We start from the raw sequence: 276 nt of genomic DNA, 5'->3' as shown, positions 1-276 counted from the left end.
GCTCAGATCGTTATAAACAATTAGTTTCAAATGCTGTTGATAAAGGCCTTCGAGTCTTCGGTTATTATGGTTCTTCCGTGGCCTTTGAATTAAAAAAACGCAAAGGTCAACGAGATTTACTTATTGCGGATGTCACCCCGGGTGAGCCAAGTAAAATTGCTGGAACAGACGTTGAAATTACAGGCGAAGCAGCAGAAGATGAAAACTTCACGGCACTCCGTAAAAACTTGCCAAAACAAGGCGAGTTAGTCGAGCATCAAAAATACGATGATTATA

Annotated in this window: 1 protein-coding gene; it reads left to right on the top strand. The window is 40.9% G+C overall.

Going from position 1 to position 276, the window contains the following annotated elements:
- Window positions 1–276: POTRA domain-containing protein (locus ACTHSX_RS10645; protein ID WP_440379670.1), on the top strand; the 276-nt coding region annotated here is incomplete at both ends.

Source organism: Neisseria sp. P0014.S002 (assembly GCF_051958295.1).
In the GTDB taxonomy this organism is placed as follows: domain Bacteria; phylum Pseudomonadota; class Gammaproteobacteria; order Burkholderiales; family Neisseriaceae; genus Neisseria; species Neisseria flavescens_B.
Note: the sequence above shows the minus strand (reverse complement) of the source record. Positions and strands in the feature narration are given on the sequence as shown.